This is a genomic window from Woodsholea maritima DSM 17123 (assembly GCF_000382325.1).
Taxonomy (GTDB): domain Bacteria; phylum Pseudomonadota; class Alphaproteobacteria; order Caulobacterales; family Maricaulaceae; genus Woodsholea; species Woodsholea maritima.
On record NZ_KB908056.1, the window covers coordinates 131580 to 149158 of the forward strand.

Below are 17579 nucleotides of genomic sequence, written 5' to 3' on the forward strand. Positions count from 1 at the left end.
AAATGCTTACAAACGTGACGGCCTTACCCGAAGATACGGTTGAGCGCGCGTTGTAAATAGGTTGGATCTTTATCTTCGACACCCAGCTCAGGTAGCGTGATTCCCCGTGCACTTAAGAGCGAATAGCTATCCTCATACCACTCAGAACCCGGGAAATTATAGCCCAGAACAGACGCGACCTGGGTCGCTTCCATATCCACGCCCAAGGCGACATAGGCTTCGACTAAGCGGTGCAACGCTTCAGGGACATGGCTGGTGGTCTGATAATTCTCGACCACACCGCGGAAGCGGTTGATCGCGGCCAGGTAATAGCCATTGCGCAGATACCAACGCCCGATATCCATTTCCTTACCCGCCAAGTGGTCACGGGTCATGTCGATCTTCAAGCGTGCATCCTGAGCGTAAACACTTTCAGGGTAGCGACGCACAACCTGTTGCAGGGCATCCATGGCCTGCTGCGTTGTGGATTGGTCCCGGCCCACATCATAGATGCGCTCATAATAGCAGATCGCGACCAGATAATAGGCGTAAGGCGTCATTTGCGAGCCCGGGTGCAGCGCGATAAAGCGCTGAGCATCGGAAATCGCCTCATCATAGCGCCCGCCTTCATAATTGGCGTAGGCGGCCATTAGCATCGCGCGCCGGGCCCATTCCGAGAAGGGGTGCTGGCGCTCCACCTCATCGAACATCGCCGCCGCATCGCGGTCACGCCCGCGCTCAAGCATGTTGAAAGCTTCGTTATAAATCCCTTCAACCGGACGCTCAACATAAGCCAATTCAGCTGAGGGTTTATTGCGATTACAGGCCGATAAACTGGCCACGGCCCCAAGCATCAGAGCAAGTTTTGCAAGCGTTTTCATCCACGCACCACTTTAAGGTCTGGCCGAACCACTCTCATCCAAGAGCGCCTCGGGTCGGTGAAGGTCTCGTCCGCACACATCGTTAACGATTTGCGCGAACCCTCGTCTTTAAGCTTTTAGCCGATTGCTGGCCAAGCACAAAGCCTTGCTTCAGGGCAAAATTGCGGCAAGTCAACTTTTTTCAGGAAAATTCAGGGGATAAGCCTGCTGCCATCCCCTAAAAAGAGGTGCTTTTAACGCGCCATCGCGAGTTTGAGCGCTTCAGCATCGTTCAGCGCGACCACACGCCAGGCCGATTTATCCGCCAACAGCGTATGGACCGCGTGATTGTTGAAGCCATGGCCCGGACGATAGGCCCGGTAAAGCCCCAGGATCGGCATGCCCGCCAGATAAATATCGCCCAGAGCGTCCAGGGCCTTATGACGCACAAACTCATCATCAAAGCGCAGGCCACCGGCGTTATCGACGCCCCGTTCGCCTACCACAACAGTGTTGTCCAGCGAGGCTCCACGCGCCAGACCGGCCTTCAACAAGGCATCATAATCGCGGCGAAAACCAAAGGTGCGCGCCGGAGCAATCATCTGGCTGAATACGGCCGGGTTCACTTCAAAGGCAAAATGCTGATGCCCGATGGAGGCATCGGCAAAATCAATCTCAACATCAATCGCCGCGCGAAGTGCCGGGATCCAGGCGGCTTTACGCCCACCCTGCTCCACCTCAACGGTTTTAAGCACCTGGATAGCGCGGCGCACCATCGGCAGCGTGACCAGGCCCGCTTGGTCGATCAACTCAATAAAAGGCGCAGAAGATCCGTCCATGGCAGGCACTTCAGGTCCGTCCAGCTCAATGAGGACATCATCAACGCCCATACCCGCCAGCGCCGCCATCAAATGCTCAACGGTCGCCACCGAGGCACCATCATCATTCAATAACGTCGTGCCCAGATCGGTCGAGCGTACACTGTCAAACAAAGCCGGAATAACGCGGTCATTCACGTCCAGATCAACGCGCGCGAAGACAATCCCGGTCCCGGCGGCCGCAGGCTTCATCACCATGCGCACACGCTGGCCCGTATGAAGGCCCACACCGGCACAGACCACAGGTCCACGTAAGGTTTGACGGTTTGTCATAACTGCGCACTCTTCTCTTGCTGATCAGGCACGCAGCCCCTTCAGCGTTCACCTGCCCGGATCTTTATCCCTTAAGGGTCAATCACCGAAACTTCAGGCCATCCAAACGTCATTGGCGTGCAAAGTCTGCGCTTTAGCCACACCGACACCTCATCCCACGCCTGGCAAGATATCAGGGCTGAACGCAATCACAATTAAAGCTTTGTTACGAAGTGTAACAATTTAAAGCGTTGAAATAATGAAGTAAAAATTTAAAGCGTGTACTTTTGTTACTTAACACGCCCTCGTCTAACTTGCCTTTAAAGCCCAGGCGCAGAGGTGGGAGGTATATTTGCGTCCCCACGCCCGTTAATGAACACCCTCTCAGGATCGCTTCCTTTAGATCCTCAGGCACGGTCTACATGAAGATGGGTATTACAAACCACCTAGCCTTTGTCATCCCGGACAAGCGATAGCGCAGAGCCGGGATCTGTAGCGTTTGCCATCAAGGTCCATAGATCCCCGATCCAGTCGGGGATGACGTGAAAAGGAAGTCTGTTATGCCAGACTTGATCTGCTCCGCTGAAGCAATGACCGCCACAACTCGCAAATTAATTTAATGCGCTTTGCCACCCTTGCTTAATAATCAATAAAATTACTTAAACAGTATATAGAAAAAACTTTAATGGTACTTTGAAACAAATACGGCTGCCCCATAGGGGCAGCCGCTTGATTTTGGTAAGGATGAAAGTGCTTAGTTCGCTTGGCGACGCAAGAAGGCCGGGATTTCCAACTCTTCTTCATCGAAGCCGTCATTTTGGCGGGTCTGAGCTTTATGCTCAACCTGCGGCGCGACTTTAGACTGAGGCTTTGGGGCCTCCTGCTTTGGGCGACGACCAAAGAGGGAGAAGCCACGCTTCTCTTCTTTGGGCTCAGGCTTGGCTTCAGCCTTTGCAATGCCTGGTGCCACTTCAGCTAAACGCTCTTGAGAACGCACAACCGCAGGCTTGGTCTCAGACGCTTCAGGCGCTTGGCTCGCAGCCCATGCTTCACGCTCAGCCAGGCTGGCGGGCGGCATGCTCTGACGGCTGACCGCTTTTGGAGTTTCATTGACCGCAACCGCATCGGCGGTACGACGGATCAACGGCTCAGCTTGACGCTGGGGGCGGTTAGTGCGCACCCCCAAAGTGTTCACAACCCCGCCATCGCGCCCAGAGCCCATATGCTCCTCGCACTCAATGCCGGTGGCCACGACCGACACGCGCATCGTGCCTTCCATATTCATGTCGAAGGTTGAGCCCACGATGATGTTGGCATCAGGATCGACTTCGTTACGGATTTCATTAGCCGCTTCGTCAACTTCATACAGCGTCATGTCCATGCCGCCGGTGATATTGATCAGAACGCCGCGCGCGCCCTTCATAGACACATCATCGAGCAGCGGATTGGCAATCGCGGCATGGGCCGCTTCAATCGCGCGCTTCTCGCCTTCGGCTTCGCCCGTCCCCATCATGGCTTTACCCATTTCGCTCATCACGGTGCGAACATCGGCAAAGTCCAGATTGATCAGGCCAGGCATAACCATCAAATCGGTAATGCCGCGCACGCCCGAATGCAGCACCTGGTCCGCCATCGAGAAGGCTTCGGCAAAGGTGGTTTTCTCGGTCGCGATACGGAACAAGTTCTGGTTCGGGATCACAATCAACGTGTCCACATGCGCTTGAAGCTGTTCGATCCCAGCTTCAGCCAATTTCATGCGACGAGAGCCCTCGAAATGGAAAGGCTTCGTGACCACCCCCACGGTCAAGATCCCTTGTTCACGTGCAGCGCGTGCGATCACCGGAGCAGCCCCCGTCCCGGTGCCACCGCCCATACCAGCGGTGATGAAAACCATGTGCGCGCCCGACAGGTGCTCGAGGATTTCCGCCAGCGAGTCTTCTGCAGACTGTTCGCCCACTTCCGGACGCGCCCCAGCGCCAAGGCCCTCGGTAATCCCAGCGCCCATCTGGATACGACGATCGGTTTTAGACCGGGTCAAAGCCTGGGCATCGGTATTGGCCACAACAAAGTCGACCCCTTCAAGGTCGGCTTCGATCATGTTGTTAACCGCATTGCCGCCAGCACCGCCAACGCCGAAGACGACAATGCGCGGCTTCAACTCTGTGGTTTCGGGAAGGGATAGATTTAAGGCCATTTGAATGAGGCTCCATACGCGAGGGGGCTTAACGTTAATGGTGATTCTTTTGTGAGTGTTAACCGCATCGCTTAATCGAGCGTTAAAGCCAAAGGCAAAAATTAGGAATACTTACTAGAACATAAACGGAACTTCACTGTAATAGCGAAGCAACCCTCTGAAAAAGCCTTAAAAACTTTCTGCAAACCAGCTGAGCATGCTGCGCTGACTTTTATCACCGCGCTGCTTTTTTTTAACATTTGCGCGCCCAGACCCGCCGGAAGCGTTAATGCGCGGCGGCCCCGCGATGGCTTCGGCAGCCCCGCGGGTGCGGCGCACCACCACCCCGGCGCAGGCAGAAAAGCCCGGACCTGAGACCGCATCGCCCAAACCATTGACATGTTGCGGCCGGCCCAAACGCACTTGCTTGCCTAGAACCCTACCCGCCAATTGCGCCGTCCCGGGCAATTGCGCCGCGCCGCCCGTCAGCACCAAAGTGCGGCCCGAGGCCTTATCCACCCCAGCCGCGGCTAGGCGATCACGCATCAGCTCAAAAATCTCTTCCAAGCGCGGGCGAATAATAGCGTTCAGCATCGCGCGCGGGGCAGAGCCCATCATGCTTTGCGGATCATTGCCCATGGGCGGAATCTCGATCATCACCTGATCATCATCCGGACTATCCAGCGCAGAGCCATAAAGCGCCTTGATCCGCTCTGCCGCCGACATCGGGGTCGAGAGCCCGCGCGCGATATCACTGGTCACATGAGCCCCGCCCACCGGCGCGCCATCGACATGCAGCAAAGAGCCTTCGGCGAACACGGCCGCCGTGGTCATGGTCGCGCCCATATCAATCACCAGCGCGCCCAATTCGCGCTCATCATCGGTCAAGGTCGACAAACCCGAGGCATAGGGCGCAGCCACCATGCCCACAATGGACAGCTGACAGCGCTCCACACAGGTCGCCAGATTGCGCAAGGGATCAATATTGGCGGAGACGAAATGCAGCTCCACCCCCAAAGACCGGCCAAACATGCCGCGCGGATCTTTAACGCCGCGATGGTCATCCACGCGCCAGCTTAATGGAATAGCATGCAGCATCACCCGGTCCGGGGTATGAAATTCACCCAGGCCCGCATCCAGCGCCCGGCGCAAATCTCGGTCCGTGACTTCCCGGTTGGAGAGATTAGCCTCCACCGATAGCCGTGTTGAAGAAGGCCCACCGGCCGCAGTTACCAACGTCACCGCCGTCACCGCATGACCGGCCATACGCTCCGCCTGTTGAACGGCGGCGCGGATGGATTTCTCCGCCGCCTCCATATCCACCACCGCGCCAGAGCGAATACCCCTGCTCGATTGATGGCCCACGCCGATAATGCGCGGGCGCGGCCCGGTCAAAGTCTGCTCAACCTTGGCAATAAAGCACACGACTTTGGACGCGCCGATATCCAGCGCGGCAAAAATACCGGGCTTTGAGGCGGTGGTGGCTTGATCAGCTTTAGAGCGAAACAGGTTCAACATGGAAATAGTCCTATGCCTCGCGGCCAAAATGCTGCGCGGCTTGTGCACGATCGGGCCAGGCCCGGACAATCAATTCACCCGGTGTACGCAAATCAAACGCCTGCGCATCCAGGCCCAAAACGCCGCGATCATTTTGCAAGCCCATGACCAGAGCCAGAGCCGAGGCCGGATCATCCTGAGGCAACATCAGATCAGCGCCAGAGACCAGGCGCAAATTCCAGCGCCGCTCCCCAACTCTTACCGCATGGGTGATAAAAGGTTTTAATTCCGGGCGATGATCGAGGAGATCAATAATCTCCGCGACCGCGACATCGGCCCCAGCCCCGACCACACGGGGAAGATCGGCATATTGGCGCGGATCGGCCTGGGCAATCACCACGCCATGGCGATCAATCACGTGGTGATAGCCCCCCACCTGCCACAGGGCATAGGGTTTACGCTCTTCAATCACCACAGAAATACGATTGGGCCACAGACGGGCTACACTCGCGCTTTCAACCCAGCTCAAACTTTCAATGCGCTGGCGTGCGGCTTCGGGATCAATGGACAACATGGAGACCCCACCGGCTGCGCCCATAATCTCGGCAATTTCAGCGGCGCTGACCTGCTCTGCGCCTGCCACATCGACGGTGCGCACGATGAAACCGGCTTGGGTCAGGCGCGCATCAGCCATCGCCAACAGGCCCGCGCCCATATCATCCAGGCGGCCTAAACCCGCAGCCCCGCCAATGATCAAAGCCCCGATCACCAACACCCCAATCAGGAACAGGCGAAAGGCATAGCTGGCGCGATAGCTGGCCGTGCGCCATTGCGCAGCCAACCAGTTGGACACCTGGCGCTGAGGGGCCGTCCCGGCCACCTTGGTCGTGTTTTGACGTCGCGCGCGTCCGCGCTGAGGCTTATCCTGAGCGCGAGACGTATCGGCGCGCTTTACCTTGGGCAACTCGCATCCTCCGCCATCCACCGCACGAGATCTTCAAATGAGATCCCGCTCCACGCCGCTTGTTCAGGGGCAAGGGATGTCGGAGTCATGCCGGGTTGGGTGTTAATTTCAAGTAACCATACTTCATTATCTCCACCCTCATCCCAGCGGAAATCCGAGCGGGATAGGCCCTGACAGCCCATAGCCTTGTGTGCGAGTAAAGCCAAATTCTTTGCTTTTTCAGCGATTTCTTCAGGGACTTCAGCGGGCAGAACATGGACAGAGCCCCCCGGGGCATATTTGGCTTCGTAATCATAAAATGCAGTGCGCGGGATAATCTCCGTCACGCCCAGCGCGCGATCGCCCAAAACCGCCACCGTCAGCTCGCGCCCCGGGATATAACGCTCAACCAAAATCTCCTCGCCCATCTGCCACTCAGTTGAGCCCAGCTCAGCCGGAGGGCGATTGGCCCCTTCCTTGACGATGAAGACGCCCACAGACGAGCCTTCGGCGTTTGGCTTGGCCACATAGGGCGGGGTCATGGCATGGTTTTGAGCGGCCTCAAAGCGGTTGACCAGCAAACCTTCCGGGCAGGCAATCCCAGCAGCACGCAGAACAATCTTGGCACGCTGCTTATCCATCGCCAGAGCCGAAGCCAATACGCCAGAATGGGTATAGGGCTTACCCAGATGGTCCAAAATGCCCTGCACCCGGCCATCTTCGCCCCACATGCCATGAAGGGCATTGAACACGATATCGGGATCAATCTCAGCCAGGCGTTGGGCCAGGTCGCGGCCCGCATCCACCTCAACCACCTCATACCCGCACGCGCGCAAAGCCTTGGCACAGGCCGCGCCCGACACCAAAGAAACATCGCGTTCAGCCGATAAGCCCCCCATCAGGACGGCGATCTTTTTGGCGGGTGTGTGTGCTGCGCTCACGAGTGTGATCCTTAAATAAAAAAAAGCGTTTAAGACTGACGAAGGCCAAGCCGCTTGACCTCCCATTCCATATCAACCCCGGCTTGGGCGCGTATATCCTCGCGCACCGCCTCGACCAGGCTTTCAAGATCTTCCGCCGTGGCCGTCCCATCATTGATGAGAAAGTTCGCATGTAAAGTAGAGAATGAGGCCCCGCCGATTGTCCGCCCGCGAGCGCCGACTTTATCGACCAATTGCCAGGCCGAAAGCCCGCCCGACAGCGCCGGATCGGGGTTTTTAAAGGTCGAGCCAGAGGTTTTTTCGCGAATGGGCTGGGTCTCTTCACGCTTGGCGGTGATGGCATCCATGCGCGCGGTAATCGCGCCGGGATCATCGCGGTGGCCTTCATAAAGCGCCTCAACAAAGATCCAGTCTTCAGGTGCCCCGCAATGGCGATAGGTATAGGCAAGCTCTTCAAGGGGCGCGATGATCCGCCGCCCATCACGGTCCAGCGCCACGGCCTCAACCAGGACATCCTTGGTTTCGGTGCCATAGCATCCGGCATTCATGCGCAGCGCCCCGCCAATAGTACCGGGCACGCCGACATAAAATTCCAGCCCTGCAATACCAGCTTTCGCGGCCGTCTTGGCCGCCATTTTATCCAGACAGGCCGCCCCAGCGCGCAGGCGCGTCTCGCCCACGGCCTGCGCCTTGCCAAAGGCCGGGCCCAGCTTGATGACCACGCCCGGCACGCCGCCATCGCGCGCCAAAGTATTCGAGCCTGCGCCCAGCACATGAACGGGAATATCATGGGGGGTTTCGGCCAGAAAGCGCGCCAGATCAGGCTCATCAGCAGGAATATATAAAACTTCTGCCGGGCCACCCACACGCAGCCAGGTGATGTCTTTTAAGGGCGCGGCCTCAATATATTTTCCCCGCACCGGGGGCAGGCGGTCGATGACAGCGCTCATGACTTAGCCCTCCGCACCCAAGGCGGTTAAGCTCTCTGGCAGTTCCGCAGCCCAGGCGGTGATATCGCCCGCGCCCAGGCAGACCACAACATCGCCCGCGCTCATGCGCGCTTTGACATCTTCAGCAACGCTTTGGCGCGTAGTGGCACTGACATCACGGTGGCCATGGGCGCGCACGCCCGCCACCAGGCTCATCTGATCGGCCCCCTCCAAGGGGCTTTCACCCGCCGCATAGACCGGGGCAATCATCACGCTGTCAGCATTGTTAAAACAGGTACAGAAATCATCGAATAAATCACGAAGACGCGAATAACGATGCGGCTGCATCACCGCGATGACTTTGTGATCGCCAGCGGCCTGGCGTGCGGCTTTTAACACCGCTTCAATCTCAACCGGGTGGTGGCCATAATCATCAATGATGCGCACCCCATCGACGATGCCGGTCTGGGTAAAACGCCGCTTGACCCCGCCGAAATTGCCCAGCGCTGCACGTGCCGCCGCTTCATCTCCGCCCAGATTTTTCATCACCGCCAAGGCCCCCGTGGCGTTCTGCACATTATGCTCGCCCATCATCGGCAGGTGCAGATCTTTCCAATGCTCATGATCGCCCTTACGCGGCTGGAAGACGACATCGAACACGGCCCCTTCTGGGCCCATGCGCACATTGACGGCGCGCACTTCAGCCTGAGGGTTAAAGCCATAGGTGACCACGCGGCGATCTTCGATCTTCGCGGTCAGGGCCTGAACCTCCCCATGGTCAGCGCACAGGGCGGCAAAGCCATAAAAGGGCAAATTCTCAACGAATTGATAGAAGGCCGCACGCAAAGCATCAAAGCTGCCATAATGCTCCATATGCTCGGGGTCGATATTGGTGATAATGGCGATGGAGCTGCGCAATTTTAAAAAAGAGCCATCGGATTCATCGGCCTCCACGACCATCCAATCACCTTCACCCAGCTTGGCATTTGATCCGTAGGCGGAGATAACGCCACCATTGATTACCGTCGGGTCAAACCCGGCCGCATCCATCAAGGCCGCCACTAGCGAGGTCGTCGTGGTCTTGCCATGGGTCCCACCCACGGCAATGGTGTATTTCAGGCGCATCAACTCGGCCAGCATTTCAGCCCGGCGCACGATCGGAATGCGCGCCGCGCGCGCGGCCATAATCTCTGGATTATCGCGCTTGACGGCACTGGAAATCACCAAGGCCCCGGCCCCATTGATATTCTCGCCCGCATGGCCGATATGAACATGGGCCCCTTTGGCGCGCAGCCGCTCCACAATCGGACTATCTTTGATGTCGGAGCCGGTGACCTGATAGCCCAGGTTCAACATCACTTCGGCAATACCGCTCATCCCGATACCCCCGATCCCGACAAAGTGAATGGGACCAACGGCATGGGCAAGATTGGGGGTCGTCATAAGGCTTATGTCCTAGCGGCAGTTTCAATTAAATCAGCCAAGGCCTCATGGGCCTGAGGGCGACCGCGAAGACGTGCGGCTTCAGCCCGTTTGGCAAGGGCGGGGCTGTCCATCAGCCAACCTTCCAAACACTGATACAGGGTTTCATCGGTAAAATGGGCCTCGTCAATCACTTCGGCGGCCCCAGCGGCCTTCATCTCGGCGGCATTGGCGCTTTGATGATCATCCATGGCAATGGCGAGCGGAATAAAGATTGCGGGCCGACCTACAGCGGCCAGCTCTGACACGGTCGAAGCCCCGGCGCGCGCGATCACGATATGGGCTTCGCCATAGAGCGTGCCCATATCATCGAAGAAGGGCTCGCACACCGCCTGCACCCCGGCCTGATCATAAAGCTGACGGGCCTCGGCAAGGTTTTCCTCACGCGTTTGCTGCACCACGCGCAGGCGCCGGCGGATCGGTGCGGACAGGCGCGCAATGGCTTTGGGCGGAATGGTCGACAAGATCCGTGCGCCCTGCGACCCGCCCAGGATCAAGATCTTGATCGGGCCATCATCATGCGGGGCTTCATAGGGACGCTGGCGGGCCTCCAACACATGGGCGCGCACGGGATTACCCAATACCTCATGGGCGGCACCAGCGGGCAAACGCTCCAAGCGCTCAAAGCCGGACGCCACGCGATAAGCCGAGCCCGCAAACACGCGATTGACCCGGCCCAGAACCGCATTTTGTTCGTGCACGACATAGGGAATGGCGAGCGCCTTGGCGGCCTGCATCGCGGGAAAGGCCGGATAACCGCCAAAGCCCGCCACGATATTGGGCTGCCAGGCCCGCATCAGGGCTTTGGCTTGATTGACACCTTTCAGAAGCTTCAGCGTGTCTTGAACAAAGCGGATAGGATTTTTGAGCGAAGGACTTGCGGCCTCCACCTCGATAATCTCAGACGCAGGAAAGCCGCGCGCATGCACCGCGCCGCGCGCATCGGTGACCAGTTTCACCTGCCAGCCGCGCGCGATCAGCGCCTCTGCCGCGGCGCGGGCGGGAAATAGATGTCCGCCCGTACCCCCGGCGGCGATTAAAATGCGCTTTTCACTCATCACACCCTCGATCTTCAAGGCCCCCAAGCCCCGAAGTTAGACATTCATACTATAGGCCCCAGGCCGCCGGCGTGTCAGCGCCAATAATAATCCCGCCCCATAGGCCAGCGCCAACATTGACGAGCCGCCATAGGAGACAAAAGGCAAGGTCATGCCCTTGGGCGGGATGATATTCAAATTCACCCCGATATTGATCAGCGCCTGCAGCCCGAATTGCAGTGCCAGCCCGGCGGTGGCCAATTGCACAAAGTGATCATTCAGCTTCATGGCATTCATCCAGGCGCGGGCAAATAAAATCGCATATAGCCCAATAATGGCGAGCGAGGCGATCAGGCCATATTCTTCGGCCGCGACGGAAAAGACAAAATCCGTATTGGCTTCGGGCAGGATGCGCTTAATCTCGCCCTCCCCCGGGCCGACCCCAATCAGGCCGCCGCGCGAAATCGCTTCGAGCGCGAACTCCGTCTGCGCGCCTTGTTCGGGATTGAGAAAGCCCTCAATCCGCGCCGCCACATGGGGCAGAAAGACATAGGCTGCAAAGGCCCCCGCCCCGGCAACCACGCCCAGCCCCACAGTCCACATCATCGACAGACCGGCCGCAAACAGCATCGCGCCAAAGATCGCGCCCAGCAAAACCGTCTGACCAAAATCAGGCTGCAAGATCAACAAAGCCACGCTGAACAGGAAAATCCCCAAAGCAATCAAACGCCCCGGCACCGGCTCACCGCGGCTTTCCTCAGCAAACAGCCAGGCGGCAATCACGATGAAGGAAGGCTTTAGAAACTCACTCGGCTGCAGGGAAAACCCGCCAAAGCGGATCCAGCGCGCCGCGCCATTGACCTCATACCCAATGAAGGGAATGGCCAGCATCACGCCCAAAGAGCATAACAGCCCCAGCCCGGCCAGGCGACGCACATCGCGCACGCTAAACGTGGCCAACACCAAAACGATGATCGCGGATAAAACCGAAAACGCACCATGGCGGTAGAGATAATAGAAGGGATCGGCAATGCCGCGCCGTTCCGCCGCCGCCGGGCCCGCCGCAAAGGACAAAATGACCCCGATGGCGATCAAAGCAAAGAAGGTGAACAGCAAGGTCTGATCAATACCGCGCCAGGCCCGCGATAATGAAAAACGCGATTGGCTCATGATGTGCGCTCCATCGCGCTGGCACCCTGATAGGCCTGGCGGAGAATTTCGACATGGGCCTTAAAGGCGGCCCCGCGCGCTTCAAAATTGGCAAATTGATCGAAGCTGGCACAGGCGGGCGACAGCAGGACCGTCGGCGCTTCATAGCTTGACGCCAAGCCATCATCAAAGGCACGCTGGGTGGCATCTTCCAAACTGCGACACTGCACCAAAGGAAGGCTTTGGCCCAATTGCTTGATCAGCTTGCGTGCATCGCGCCCATAGACATAGGCCGCGCGGACCGATTGCAGATGGGCGAGCGTCGCTTCCACCCCATCGGATTTCGCCTCTCCGCCTAAGATCCAGAAAATATCGCGAAAGCGTTGCAGGGCCTGGCTGGCGGCTGCGCCATTGGTGGCTTTACTATCATTGATAAAGGCGACGCGATCAATCGGGGCCAAGCGTTCCTGGCGATGAGCGAGGCCTTTAAAGCTGGCAATTGCGGCTTTGATTACATCCGGGCGAATATGGAGCGTGCGCGCAACACTATAGGCGATACCGACATTCTGGCCATTATGGCGGCCCTCTAAGCTGGGATGGCCATTCAAAGAGAGCACATGCTGGGACCGGCCCAGGGCCGCATCATAAAGCTTACCGCCCAGCACCGAGACCCCATCGCCCAGCACCTTCTTGGCGGATACCGGACGCGGCTTTAACCGGCGATTGCGCAGCTTGGTATAAAGGGTCTGGCTCATCACATCATCCATACCCAAAATGACGCCATCATCAGGGCCAGATTGGGTAAAAATATGGGCCTTTGCCGCCACATAACCGGCCATATCGCCATGGCGTTCAAGATGGTCCGGGCTGAGATTGGTCAGCACCGCGACCTGACACTGCAGATTATCGGCCAGCTCCAACTGATAGGATGATAGCTCCAGCACATAAACCCGGCCGGGCTTGGGCGGATCAAGGTCCAAGACCGCACGCCCGATATTACCCCCCAATTGCACATCCAAGCCCGCTTGGCTCAATATATGGGCAATCAAGGCGCAGGTCGTCGATTTACCGTTGGAACCCGTAACCCCGATCACCTGGGCATGAGGGTCTTTGGCAAAGGCCTCGCCCAGCAAGGTGATGTCATTGATGATCGGCACGCCCACCGCCTTGGCCATCGCGGCAATGGGATGGGGCTTTGGCAGGGTATGCGCAATTCCCGGTGAAATCACCAAAGCGCCGCAATCGCCCCAATCACGCGCATAGAGATCATCCAAAATGAGACCGGCGGCTTCGGCGCCCTCACGCTTGGCAGCGTCATCATCCCAGGGGGAGACCTCTGCGCCCCCCGCCGCTAAGGCCTTAGCCGTAGCCATCCCCGTCCGGCCAAGACCCAGAACGGCCACGCGCGTGCCCTGATAGGCGCGGATGGGGATCATATACTTTACCTCAGTTTTAGGGTGGAGAGCCCGATCAGCGCCAAGACGAAGGCGATAATCCAGAAGCGGATCACAATCGTTGATTCGGCCCAACCTAATTTTTCAAAATGGTGGTGGATAGGTGCCATCTTGAAGACGCGCTTGCCAAACATTTTGAACGAGGCGATCTGGATCATCACCGAAAGAGCTTCAAGCACGAAGAGCCCGCCAATGATCGCCAGCACAATCTCGTGCTTGACGGCTACGGCCATCGTGCCCAAGGCCCCGCCCAGCGATAGCGATCCGGTATCGCCCATAAAGACTTTGGCCGGCGGGGCGTTGAACCATAAAAAGCCCATGCCCGCGCCAATGAAAGAGCCGCAAATCACCGCCAGCTCGGCCGTGCCAGGGGTGAAGTTCAAGAACAGATAATCAGAATACACCACATTGCCGACGAAATACGCGATCAAGCCGAAACAGGCCGCCGCCATCATCACCGGCACGATCGCCAAACCATCCAGACCATCGGTGAGGTTGACCGCGTTGGAGGCACCCACAATCACGATCATCCCAAAGAGATAAAAGCCATAGCTGAGCGGGATCATCAGATCCTTCATGAAGGGCACAGCCACCGAGGTCGCAAAATTATCTGGCACATCCGGCGCACTGGAGAGGAGATAGGTCATCGAGACCACAGCCACCCCGGCAACGGCAAATTGCAGGACCAGCTTACCCTTGCCTGACAGACCATCAGAAGATTTCTTGGTGACTTTGCGCCAATCATCAATGAAACCGATCGCGCCAAAGCCCGCCGTCACCACGATCACCACCCACAGATAAGGGTTTTTCAGATCCCCGAATAACAGCGTTCCAACCAAAACCCCGACCAAAATGATAAAGCCGCCCATGGTGGGCGTACCGGCTTTAGTCACGATATGGCTTTGCGGGCCATCCGCGCGGATCGGCTGGGCTGAACCTTTGGATTTGAGCCAGCGAATAAAGGGCGCGCCCATCACCAAGGCCACGACCAGGGCGGTCATCAAGGCCCCACCGGTGCGGAAGGTCAGGTAATTAAACAGGTTGAAGATCTGAAACTGATCCGCCAGGGGTGAGAAAAACAGATAAAGCATGGTGACTAAGCCTCCGTCGCGCGAACGGGCTCACCCTGTTTCAGGCCCGCAACAATTTTATGAACACCAGAGGCATTTGACCCTTTAATCAGCACCACATCGCCATCTTTTAGCAGTTCACGAAGTTTCGACAGCGCCTCACCGGGTGAACGCGCGATATAACCGCCTGTGGGAACACTCAAATCACGCTCCTCCTTGGCTTCTGGTAGGGCCGCAACCAGGGCGCGCATCAAATCGCCCACACCGATCACGATATCCACCTCGGCGCACTCAAGACGCTCGGCCAGACCTTCATGCAGGCTGACCGCATCCGGGCCCAGCTCCAGCATCTCGCCCAGAATGGCAATGCGCCGGCCCCCTTCACGCGGGGTGCGTGCGCCTAAATTCCCAATCGCCGAAGCCATAGAGACCGGATTGGCATTATAGCTGTCATCAATGATGGTGACTTGCCCGCCCTGCCAATCAAGATCAAACACATCCCCGCGTCCGGCCCCGGCGCGAAGGCCCGACAAAACATCGGCGATCATTTCCGGTTCACACCCGGCGGCCACACCCGCGGCCATCACCGCCGCCGCATTCCAGGCCTGATGCATGCCTGGCATCGCCAGGCGAATGCCGATATGGCGGCCCATAACATCCAATGTGCCGACCCCGCCATCTGGACCATCATTATAATTGACGATACGCACGGCTGCGCCCGCTTTGACCCCGAAATCCAACAGGAAAGCGGCCCCCGAGCGGGTCGCATAATCAGTCAGGATGGCGGCCTGATCATCATCACGCGGCAAAACCGCCACGCCATCTTTCAACAGACCTTCAAAAATCTCGCTTTTGGCTTTGGCGATATTCTCAATCGTGCCGAGATTTTCCAAATGCGCGGGGGCGATCCGGGTGATGACGGCGATATGAGGGTTGACTTGCGCGCTGAGGCCCCGAATTTCACCGGCATGGTTCATGCCCATCTCAAAGACGGCGCGCTGGGTCTCGCGCGGCATCCGCGCCAAGGTTAGCGGCACACCCCAGTGGTTATTATAAGATTTGACTGAGTTATGGGATTTTCCGGCCTTATGAAAAACGGCTGCAAGCGCGTCTTTGACCGAGGTCTTCCCGACCGAGCCGGTAACCCCAACACGAATGGCATCACAGCGCGTGCGCGCCGCTGCGCCCAAACATTGCAGGGCTTCAAGAACATCATCTACGACCAGGCGCGGGCCATCACAGGCCGAAGGGTCAGACACCAGCGCCACCGCTGCCCCCGCCGCCATCGCAGCGCGGGCAAAGTCATGACCATCACGCTGATCTTTCAAGGCCACAAAGATGTCGCCTTTTTCCAAGGATCGCGAGTCGATGGATACGCCGCTGGCCTGCCAGTCTGATCCGCCGATCAACTGCCCGCCCGTGGCTTCACAAGCCTCTGCTGCGCGCCATAACGGATCACTCATGCCCCTATCCCCTTCTCGGCCACGGCTTTACGGGCGGCCTCACAATCATCAAAGGGGATAATCTCGCCTTTGACAATCTGTCCCGTTTCATGGCCTTTCCCGGCAATTAACAAACAATCGCCTGCCTTTAAGCGCGCAACGCCGTCTTGGATCGCCGCCCAGCGATCCCCGATCTCGCTGGCGTTCGGACATCCTTCCAGCACTTGAGCCCGGATCGCCGCAGGATCTTCCGAACGCGGATTATCATCCGTGACGATGATATCATCGGCCAGCTTGGCCGCAACCGCGCCCATTTTGGCGCGCTTAGAGGGATCGCGATCCCCGCCCGCGCCAAAGATCACCCGGACCTTGCCCTGGGTATGGGGGCGCGCGGCACGTAACAGCTTATCCAGACCATCGGGCGTATGGGCATAATCAATCAGAATGGGCGCGCCCTCCCCGGTTTGTGCGGCCAGCTCCAAGCGCCCAGCGACGCCGGTCAGCTCAGCCAAAGCCCCAAATACCTGGCGCGAGGATAGCCCGCTTAACAGCGCTAAGCCCGCCGCGACAATCGCATTGGCGGCCTGAAATTCCCCCATCAAAGGCAGCTCCAACGTGTCTTCCTGGCCCTGATAGGTATAGCGCACGCTCTGGCTGGCATTATGGGGCGTAATTTCTTTGATTTGCAGGCCTTCCCCGCGCCAGCCGACCCGCATCACCGCATGGCCCAGCCTTTCGCAGTCTTTGGCGACGCGCTCGCCATATTCGCCATCGACATTGATGACGACCGGCGCATCATGGTCCATCAGATCACGGAACAGGCGGAATTTAGCTTGATAATAATCTTCAAAATCAGGGTGATAATCCAAATGATCCTGGGTGAGATTGGTAAAGGCCCCTAAATTGACCTTCGCGCCATCCATGCGTTTCTGCTTTAAGCCATGGGAGGACGCCTCCATGGCCAAATGGGTCACGCCTTCAGCCTTTAAGGCTGACAGGCTTTGATGCAGGCGGATGGCGTCCGGCGTGGTATAGCCCACCTCGGTACGGCCCGTGGCGCGCGTCACCCCAAGTGTGCCCAACGCGGCCGCCTCTTTCCCGGCTAAAGCCCAGATTTGGCGCAGAAATTCTACGGTAGAGCTTTTACCATTGGTGCCGGTGACCGCCACGATCATCTCTGGCTGGCCCGGATAAAAACGCGCGGCCATTTTCGATAAAGCCGCCGGCACATCCTCAACCCCGATCAGAGGGGCTGATGTCGGCGTGCCTTTGGGGGCCAAAATCGCCACAGCCCCGGCGGCTTCGGCCTTAGCAATAAATTCGCGCCCATCGACCTTTACGCCCGGCAAAGCGGCAAAAATCTCACCCGGTTTGACGTGACGGCTATCAAGATTGAGACCCGTGACATCCAAATCATAGGCCGCCTCAGCTACATCCCAATCTGCGTCAATCAGGTCTTTCAAACGATGCGTCAAAGCCGTGTCGACAGTCAT

At 58.0% G+C, this 17579-nt stretch carries 14 protein-coding genes; all 14 read right to left on the reverse strand.

Annotated elements, in window-relative coordinates:
* Positions 1 to 23 precede the first annotated feature (23 nt).
* Positions 24 to 860 carry an outer membrane protein assembly factor BamD gene (locus tag H151_RS0100715; RefSeq protein ID WP_019959697.1) on the reverse strand — a complete coding sequence of 279 codons (837 nt, stop codon included), beginning with the start codon at positions 858 to 860 and terminating at the stop codon, positions 24 to 26.
* 233 nt (positions 861 to 1093) lie between these two features.
* A complete protein-coding gene (lpxC, locus tag H151_RS0100720; RefSeq protein WP_019959698.1) occupies positions 1094 to 1990 on the reverse strand; it encodes a UDP-3-O-acyl-N-acetylglucosamine deacetylase in 897 nt (298 codons plus the stop codon).
* Positions 1991 to 2723: 733 nt separating this feature from the next.
* Complete coding sequence (gene ftsZ, locus H151_RS0100725) at positions 2724 to 4163, reverse strand: cell division protein FtsZ (RefSeq protein WP_019959699.1); 1440 nt, start codon at positions 4161 to 4163, stop codon at positions 2724 to 2726.
* Between the two features lie 168 nt (positions 4164 to 4331).
* A complete protein-coding gene (gene ftsA, locus H151_RS0100730; RefSeq protein ID WP_019959700.1) occupies positions 4332 to 5660 on the reverse strand; it encodes a cell division protein FtsA in 1329 nt (442 codons plus the stop codon).
* A gap of 10 nt (positions 5661 to 5670) precedes the next feature.
* Entirely contained in the window at positions 5671 to 6603 is a 933-nt protein-coding gene (locus H151_RS0100735; protein ID WP_019959701.1) for a cell division protein FtsQ/DivIB, read from the reverse strand.
* The gene (locus H151_RS0100740) at positions 6591 to 7523 is read right to left on the reverse strand and encodes a D-alanine--D-alanine ligase (protein ID WP_019959702.1); all 933 of its coding nucleotides are present in this window, start codon (positions 7521 to 7523) and stop codon (positions 6591 to 6593) included. The genes H151_RS0100735 and H151_RS0100740 overlap by 13 nt, the downstream gene beginning before the upstream one ends.
* A 29-nt stretch (positions 7524 to 7552) precedes the next feature.
* Complete coding sequence (murB, locus tag H151_RS0100745) at positions 7553 to 8473, reverse strand: UDP-N-acetylmuramate dehydrogenase (protein WP_019959703.1); 921 nt, start codon at positions 8471 to 8473, stop codon at positions 7553 to 7555.
* A 3-nt stretch (positions 8474 to 8476) separates the two neighbouring features.
* A complete protein-coding gene (murC, locus tag H151_RS0100750) occupies positions 8477 to 9895 on the reverse strand; it encodes a UDP-N-acetylmuramate--L-alanine ligase (RefSeq protein ID WP_019959704.1) in 1419 nt (472 codons plus the stop codon).
* A 5-nt stretch (positions 9896 to 9900) separates the two neighbouring features.
* Positions 9901 to 10992, reverse strand: coding sequence for an undecaprenyldiphospho-muramoylpentapeptide beta-N-acetylglucosaminyltransferase (murG, locus tag H151_RS0100755; protein WP_019959705.1), 1092 nt, complete (start codon positions 10990 to 10992; stop codon positions 9901 to 9903).
* A 36-nt stretch (positions 10993 to 11028) separates the two neighbouring features.
* Positions 11029 to 12141 carry an FtsW/RodA/SpoVE family cell cycle protein gene (locus tag H151_RS0100760; protein ID WP_019959706.1) on the reverse strand — a complete coding sequence of 371 codons (1113 nt, stop codon included), beginning with the start codon at positions 12139 to 12141 and terminating at the stop codon, positions 11029 to 11031.
* Positions 12138 to 13556, reverse strand: a complete 1419-nt coding sequence (gene murD, locus H151_RS0100765; RefSeq protein WP_019959707.1) for a UDP-N-acetylmuramoyl-L-alanine--D-glutamate ligase — start codon at positions 13554 to 13556, stop codon at positions 12138 to 12140. The genes H151_RS0100760 and murD overlap by 4 nt, the downstream gene beginning before the upstream one ends.
* Positions 13557 to 13561: 5 nt before the next feature.
* Positions 13562 to 14665: a phospho-N-acetylmuramoyl-pentapeptide-transferase gene (mraY, locus tag H151_RS0100770; RefSeq protein ID WP_019959708.1), complete on the reverse strand. Its 1104-nt coding sequence runs from the start codon at positions 14663 to 14665 to the stop codon at positions 13562 to 13564.
* Between the two features lie 5 nt (positions 14666 to 14670).
* On the reverse strand, positions 14671 to 16107 hold the full coding sequence (locus tag H151_RS0100775) for a UDP-N-acetylmuramoyl-tripeptide--D-alanyl-D-alanine ligase (RefSeq protein WP_019959709.1): 1437 nt from the start codon (positions 16105 to 16107) through the stop codon (positions 14671 to 14673).
* Positions 16104 to 17579, reverse strand: coding sequence for a UDP-N-acetylmuramoyl-L-alanyl-D-glutamate--2,6-diaminopimelate ligase (locus H151_RS0100780; RefSeq protein WP_019959710.1), 1476 nt, complete (start codon positions 17577 to 17579; stop codon positions 16104 to 16106). The genes H151_RS0100775 and H151_RS0100780 overlap by 4 nt, the downstream gene beginning before the upstream one ends.

Excerpts from the sequence above, each read along its gene's own strand:
- murD (WP_019959707.1), bottom strand. The coding sequence starts at position 13,556 with ATGATCCCCATCCGCGCCTATCAGGGCACGCGCGTGGCCGTTCTGGGT.
- H151_RS0100715 (WP_019959697.1), bottom strand. The coding sequence starts at position 860 with ATGAAAACGCTTGCAAAACTTGCTCTGATGCTTGGGGCCGTGGCCAGT.
- ftsA (WP_019959700.1), bottom strand. The coding sequence starts at position 5,660 with ATGTTGAACCTGTTTCGCTCTAAAGCTGATCAAGCCACCACCGCCTCA.
- H151_RS0100760 (WP_019959706.1), bottom strand. The coding sequence starts at position 12,141 with ATGAGCCAATCGCGTTTTTCATTATCGCGGGCCTGGCGCGGTATTGAT.
- murC (WP_019959704.1), bottom strand. The coding sequence starts at position 9,895 with ATGACGACCCCCAATCTTGCCCATGCCGTTGGTCCCATTCACTTTGTC.
- lpxC (WP_019959698.1), bottom strand. The coding sequence starts at position 1,990 with ATGACAAACCGTCAAACCTTACGTGGACCTGTGGTCTGTGCCGGTGTG.
- murB (WP_019959703.1), bottom strand. The coding sequence starts at position 8,473 with ATGAGCGCTGTCATCGACCGCCTGCCCCCGGTGCGGGGAAAATATATT.
- ftsZ (WP_019959699.1), bottom strand. The coding sequence starts at position 4,163 with ATGGCCTTAAATCTATCCCTTCCCGAAACCACAGAGTTGAAGCCGCGC.
- mraY (WP_019959708.1), bottom strand. The coding sequence starts at position 14,665 with ATGCTTTATCTGTTTTTCTCACCCCTGGCGGATCAGTTTCAGATCTTC.
- murG (WP_019959705.1), bottom strand. The coding sequence starts at position 10,992 with ATGAGTGAAAAGCGCATTTTAATCGCCGCCGGGGGTACGGGCGGACAT.
- H151_RS0100775 (WP_019959709.1), bottom strand. The coding sequence starts at position 16,107 with ATGAGTGATCCGTTATGGCGCGCAGCAGAGGCTTGTGAAGCCACGGGC.
- H151_RS0100780 (WP_019959710.1), bottom strand. The coding sequence starts at position 17,579 with ATGACTGTCGACACGGCTTTGACGCATCGTTTGAAAGACCTGATTGAC.